The 6,109-nt window shown below is 73.6% G+C and carries 5 protein-coding genes; 4 read left to right on the forward strand and 1 reads right to left on the reverse strand.

Translation table 11 applies throughout. From position 1 onward, the window contains the following. Positions 1-149 precede the first annotated feature (149 nt). Together AC1DUQ_RS15890 and AC1DUQ_RS15895 are read left to right on the forward strand one after the other, a co-directional pair. Positions 150-752, forward strand: coding sequence for a sulfite oxidase-like oxidoreductase (locus AC1DUQ_RS15890; RefSeq protein ID WP_477062381.1), 603 nt, complete (start codon positions 150-152; stop codon positions 750-752). A gap of 41 nt (positions 753-793) precedes the next feature. Next, positions 794-1,540, forward strand: coding sequence for a ferredoxin reductase (locus AC1DUQ_RS15895; protein ID WP_477062451.1), 747 nt, complete (start codon positions 794-796; stop codon positions 1,538-1,540). Between the two features lie 13 nt (positions 1,541-1,553). Here the strand turns inward: AC1DUQ_RS15895 and AC1DUQ_RS15900 are convergent, their stop codons facing one another. Continuing rightward, positions 1,554-4,160, reverse strand: a complete 2,607-nt coding sequence (locus AC1DUQ_RS15900; protein WP_477074115.1) for a phosphoenolpyruvate carboxylase — start codon at positions 4,158-4,160, stop codon at positions 1,554-1,556. A 173-nt stretch (positions 4,161-4,333) separates the two neighbouring features. Between AC1DUQ_RS15900 and AC1DUQ_RS15905 the strand changes: the two genes are divergently transcribed. Then, the gene (locus tag AC1DUQ_RS15905; RefSeq protein ID WP_477074113.1) at positions 4,334-5,338 is read left to right on the forward strand and encodes a ketopantoate reductase family protein; all 1,005 of its coding nucleotides are present in this window, start codon (positions 4,334-4,336) and stop codon (positions 5,336-5,338) included. A gap of 30 nt (positions 5,339-5,368) precedes the next feature. Beyond that, complete coding sequence (locus tag AC1DUQ_RS15910) at positions 5,369-6,037, forward strand: helix-turn-helix transcriptional regulator (RefSeq protein WP_477074114.1); 669 nt, start codon at positions 5,369-5,371, stop codon at positions 6,035-6,037. Positions 6,038-6,109: the final 72 nt, after the last annotated feature.

Genomic DNA, 6,109 nt, shown 5'->3' on the forward strand with positions numbered 1-6,109 from the left:
TGGTCTACTCGCGCGGCTGACGTATCCGCAGATCAGAGGCCGGTCCGAATCTCGGACCGGCCTCTGGCGCATCCACCCGGAGTGGCCGCATGATGATCCGGAGCGTCCTCGACCCCGGGAGTGACCATGYCCCACCGCACGGCCGTCTGATGGCGATCATCTCCCGCGGGTTCCGCGGCAAGCGCGAGACCGACCCCCGGATCCCGCCCGGCCAGTACCTGGAGCGCGGCTTCCCCGTCCTGTCGGCCGGCCCCACCCCGCGCGCCGACCTGTCCACCTGGACGTTCTCGATCACCGCCGGCGGGGCGACGCGCGCCAGCTGGACCTGGTCCGAGCTGACGCACCTGCCGCACGACGACATCGTCAAGGACATCCACTGCGTCACCAAGTGGACCAAGCTCGACTCCGCCTGGCGCGGCATCTCCCTGGACACGCTCCTCGACGGGGTCGAGATCGCCCCGGAGGAGCAGTACGCGATGGCGCACTGCGACGGCGGGTACACCACCAACGTGCCGCTCGCGGACCTGCGCGGGGGCAAGGCGTGGATCGCCTACCAGTACGACGGCGCACCCCTGCCCCCGGAGCACGGCGGCCCCGCCCGGCTGCTCATCCCGCACCTGTACTTCTGGAAGTCCGCGAAGTGGGTGCGCAGCCTCGACCTCCTGACCGAGGACAGCTGGGGGTTCTGGGAGCGGCTCGGGTACCACGCCTACGGAGACCCCTGGAAGGAGCAGCGGTACTGGGGAGACTGAGCGTGACCTCTCCCGACACCGAGCTGTACGCCCTCCCCTGGATGGTCGGCACGCTCGTCGCCCGCACCGCCGAGACCCCGACGGCCATGACCCTCGAGCTCGACGTCCCCGGCTGGCGGGGCGCCCTGGCCGGGCAGCACGTCGACATCCGGCTGACCGCCGAGGACGGCTACTCCACCCAGCGCTCCTACTCGCTGGCCTCCGCCGGCACCATGGGCCTGCCCGGCGTTCCCCCTGATCCGGCCGACCACGACAGCCGGATCGCGCTGACGGTGCAGGTCGTCGACGACGGCGAGGTGTCCCCGTACCTCACGGAGGACCTGCAGGTGGGCGACCAGGTCGAGCTGCGCGGCCCCGTGGGGCACTGGTTCGTGTGGCAGCCGACCGACCCGCACCCGGTGCAGCTGATCGCGGGCGGCTCAGGCCTGGTGCCGCTCATGTCCATGCTCCGCACCCGCCGGCTGGCCCGGAGCGTCGCGCCCTTCCGCCTGGTCGTCTCGGTCCGGACGCCGCAGGACGCGATCTACGCCGACGAGCTGGAGGCTCTCGGCACCGACGTCGCGATCACCCGCGTGTGGACGCGACGCGGGCCTGACGGGTGGACCGGCCGCGTCGGACGGATCGACCCGGCCCTGCTGGAGGCCGCGTGCTTCCCGCCCGACGAGCGCGCGCACGTGTTCGTCTGCGGGCCGACGCCGTTCGTCGAGACGGTGGCCGACACGCTGGTCGACCTCGGGCACGACCCGGAGCGGATCCGGACCGAGCGCTTCGGACCGACCGGCCCGTAGCGCGGGTGCGCGGTCAGCCGGTGTTCTGCAGGCCGGCCGCGACGCCGTTGACGGTGAGCAGCAGGAGCCGGCGCAGGTCGTCGGCCTGCTCGGGGGCGTCTCCCGTGCGCAGGCCGCGCAGCGCGCGGAGCTGGAGCAGGGACAGCGCGTCCACGTAGGGGCTGCGCAGCTGCACGGCCCGGCCGAGGATCCGGCGGCGGGACAGGATCGCCTCGCTGTCGGTGATGGCGAGCACCCAGCGGCGCGTCAGGGCCATCTCGTCCAGCACCTGCTGGGCCAGGTCGTCCCGGTCGCCGAGGGCGAGGTACCGCTCCGCGATGCGCTCGTCGGTCTTGGCCAGCGACATCTCGACGTTGTCGATCATGGTGGCGAACAAGGGCCACTGCGCGTAGGCCGTGCGCAGCTCCTCGAGGTCACCGACCGTCTCCAGCGCCGTGCCCAGGCCGTACCAGCCGGCCAGGTTGATGCGGGCCTGCGACCAGGAGAACACCCACGGGATCGCGCGCAGGTCGTCGAGCGACTCCACGGAGAGTCCCCGCCGTGCCGGGCGCGAGCCGATCGGCAGCATGCCGACCTCCTCGAGCGGCGTGACCTCGGCGAACCACTGCGGGAAGCCCTGCGCCTTGACCAGCTCGTGGAAGCGGATGCGGGACGTCTCGTCGAGCTGCGCAGCCAGGGGCGCGAACCGCTCGGTCGCGGCCGCGTTGTGGCGCTCGACCGAGGGCGCACCGGCCAGCAGCGTCGCCGCGGCGACCTGCTCGATGTGCCGTGCCGCGATGACCGGGTCGCCGTACCGGGCGAAGATGACCTCGCCCTGCTCGGTGAGCTTGAACCGGCCGTCGACCGACCCCGGAGGCTGGGCGAGGAGCGCACGGTTGGCGGGGCCGCCACCACGCCCGAGGGCGCCGCCGCGGCCGTGGAACAGGGTGAGCACGATCTCGTTGCGCCGCGCCCACTCGGTGATCCGGCGCTGCGCGGTGTCCAGCGTGAGGGTCGCGGAGACGGGGCCGACGTCCTTGGACGAGTCCGAGTAGCCGAGCATGACCTCGACCCGGCGCCCGTTCTCCGCGAGCCGCCGCTGCACCTGCGGCAGCTGGAGGGCGCCGTCGAGGATGTCGACGCTGGCCTCGAGGTCCGCGAACGTCTCGAACAGCGGCACCGCGTCGATGACCGGCGCGTCCATGCCCGCGAACGTGAGCTCCGCCAGCTCGTAGACGGCGGCCAGGTGCTCGGCGGACTGCGTGAACGAGACGATGTAGCGGCGGGCGGCCAGCACGCCGTAACGCCGCTGCACGGCCCCGATGGCGCGGAACGTGTCGACGACCTCGACCGTGCGGGGTTCGAGGGCGCCGTCGATCCCCTTGGCACGCAGGTCGGCCAGCGCACCCTCGTGCACCTGCGAGTGCTGCCGGACCTCGAGCTCGGCCAGGTGGAACCCGAAGGTCTGCACCTGCCAGATGAGCCGCTGCAGGTCGCCGTACGCCGCGCGGTTGGCGCCGGCCTCGGCCAGCGAACGCTGCACGACGGCGAGGTCGGCCTCGAGCTCCGTCGCGTCGCCGTAGGCGAGGTCCGCGTTCCGGGTCCGGGTGGCCGCGATGCGCTCCGCGAGGAAGTAGACGACCCGGCGGTGCGGCTCGTTCGGGGCGTCGCCGGCGATGCGTGCCGCCAGGGTCGCGGACAGCCCGCGCTGCTTCTGCCACAGTGCGCCGAGCTCGTGCGACGCGGGCGTCCCCGAACCGTCGAGGGTGAGTCCGTGGGCGGACTTGCGGGCGGACGACTCGAGCTCGAGCAGCGCGTGCTCGGACGCCATCGCCGCGGCGTCCTCGGTGATCTGCGCGGTGACGTTGGGGTTGCCGTCCCGGTCCCCACCGATCCAGGTGCCGAGCCGGGCGAACGGGCGCACGGCGGGGGCCGTCGTTCCCGCCGCGTCGGCCAGCAGCCAGTCGTCGAGCCGTCGGTAGACGGCCGGCAGCACGTCGGCGAGGGTCGCCTCGAACACGTTGATCACGGTGCGGACCTCGTCCAGCACCGACGGCTTGGCCTCCCGCAGCGGGGCCGTGCGCCAGAGCGTGTCGATCTCGCTCAGCAGACGACGGTCGTTCTCCGCGAGCGACATCCCGCCGATGTACCGCAGGTCCCGCTCGGCGACGAGCTCCGCGATGCGGCGGATCGCGCTGGAGACCGCACGGCGACGCGCCTCGGTCGGGTGCGCGGTGAACACGGGCCGGAACTCGAGCTCGGCGAGCCGCTGCCGTGCGACGTCCTCCCCGACCTCGTCGGCCAGCTGCGCCACCGCGGCCGGCAGCGAGTCGTCGGGTGCCAGGTGGTGCGGCTGGAGGCTGGCCTCGCGCTCCCGCAGGACGCGCACACGGTGGTACTCCTCCGCGGTGTTGGCCAGGTGGAAGTAGCACGTGAACGCCCGGGCGACCTGCTCGGCACGCGCCAGGGTGAACCCGGCGACGAGCTGCTCGGCCTGCGCCAGCGCCTCCGCGTCCGGGCCGTTGTGGGCGCGGATCGCGAGCTCGCGCAGCGCCTCGACGTCGGCCAGCAGCTCCTCGCCACCCGCCTCGCGCAGCACCCGGCCGAGGAACTCGCCCAGCACGCGGACGTCGTTGCGCATCGGCTCGGGGATCTCGTGGCTCGCGGGGCTCCGGGCAGAGCTCTGGACGGCGTCGCTCGGCGAAAGAGGTGCGGTCACGGGCCAAAACTAGGGCACGCACCGCGATGGGTGCCCGTGCGTCCAGGCGATGGGCAGTGTGACGTACTCGACGTGCCACTCCCTACGGTGGGCCGGTGCGGCACATCATCATCGGGGCGGGAGCGGTCGGCGGCGTCGTCGGCGGGCTGCTCGCGAGCGTCGGCAAGGACGTCGTCCTGGTCGCCCGCGGACCACAGCTGGCCGCTCTGCGCGCCGGCGGGCTCGAGGTCACGACCGCGGCGGGGACGGTGCGGGTGCGGCCCGGGGTCTCCGCCGGTCCCGACGACGTGGACCTCCGTCCGGACGACGTGCTGGTCCTCGCCGTCAAGAGCCAGGACACCGCCGACGCGCTCGCTGCCTGGTCCGACCGGCCCGTCGCCGGCGGCGGGACCGCGGCCGAGCGGCTCGCCGTGGTCTGCGCGCAGAACGGCGTGGACAACGAGCGCGCGGCCCTGCGCGTGTTCGCCCGGGTGATCGCCATGTGCGTCTGGCTCCCGGCCACCTACCTCGAGCCCGGACGCGTGTCCGCAGGCGGCACGCCGGTGCCCGGGGTCCTCACGCTCGGCCATGCATGGGCCGCACCCGCAGACGGGGACGACCTGCTCGCCGAGTACGCGCAGGAGCTCGACGACGCGGKTTTCCGTGCGCCCGTGGCCGCGGACGTCATGGCCTGGAAGTACACGAAGCTGCTCACCAACCTCGCCAACGCGGTCGAGGCGCTCTGCGGCTCCCTCCGGGACGACGACGCCCGCGAGCTCGCCGCACGCGCCGACGCCGAGGGCCGCGCCGTGCTGCGCGCCGCCGGGATCGTGACCCTCGACGACGCCGTGCACGACGCCGCCCGCGCCGGGTTCCGCGTCGAGCGACTGTCCGGGCAGGAGCGCGGTGGAGGGTCGTCGTGGCAGTCCCTCGCGCGCGGGGCGGGGTCGATCGAGTCCGACCACCTCAACGGCGAGATCGTCCTGCTGGGCCGGCTGCACGGCGTGCCGACCCCGGTGAACGCGGTCCTGCAGCGGCGTGCCCGCCAGGCTGCTGCGGCGGGCGCCCGCCCCGGCGCGACGACGGCGGAGGAGCTCCTCGCGGAGGCCGCCCGAGCCTGAGCTTTGAATGCACGCTGTTACTGTCAATTCATGGTCCCGACCGGGCAGAGCGAGGCGTGGCACGCCGCCCTGGCCAGCGAACCGCGCCGCCGCGTGCTYGCGATGCTCAGCGAGTCCCCCGACCCGCTGGACGCCCTCACGGTGGCTGTCGGCGTCGGGGTGCACGTGACCACGGCGCGGTTCCACCTCGACCAGCTGGAGGCCGCCGGGCTCGTGTCCCGGCAGGTCGCGCGGTCGGGTCGACGCGGTCGACCGCAGGTCCTGTTCYGCGCCGCCGTCCTCCCGAAGCCGCCCGAGGAGGCGCAGCAGCAGCTCACCCACGCACTCGCCGCGGTGATCGGCGAGGACGTCGACGGCGGCCGCGCCCGTGCGGTGCGCGCCGGCGAGCAGTGGTCCGCGCAGTACGCGACGATGGCCGAGACGGACCCGGTGCCGCCACTGCTGGGGGTGCTCACAGAGATCGGTTTCGAGCCGGAGCTGCGCGCGGTCGAGGGCGCCATCGCCCTGCCGGCCTGCCCGTTCCGGACCGAGGCGCGGGCGAACCCGGACGTCGTGTGCTCGGTGCACCTGGGGCTGCTGCGGGGTGTCGCCCGCTCGCTGGGGCACGACGGCGACGGCCTCCGGCTGCGTCCGTTCGTGCAGCCGGACCTGTGCCTGGTGGACCTGCCGGACGACTGGGTAGGTCCAACGTCCTATTGAAAGGACGTTGGTCCTCTTAAATTGGTTCCCAGGGTCACCCGACCCGCCGAGGAGGAACCATGCCCGCCGAAC

The sequence above is a fragment of the Cellulomonas sp. P4_B5_2 genome (assembly GCF_056402235.1).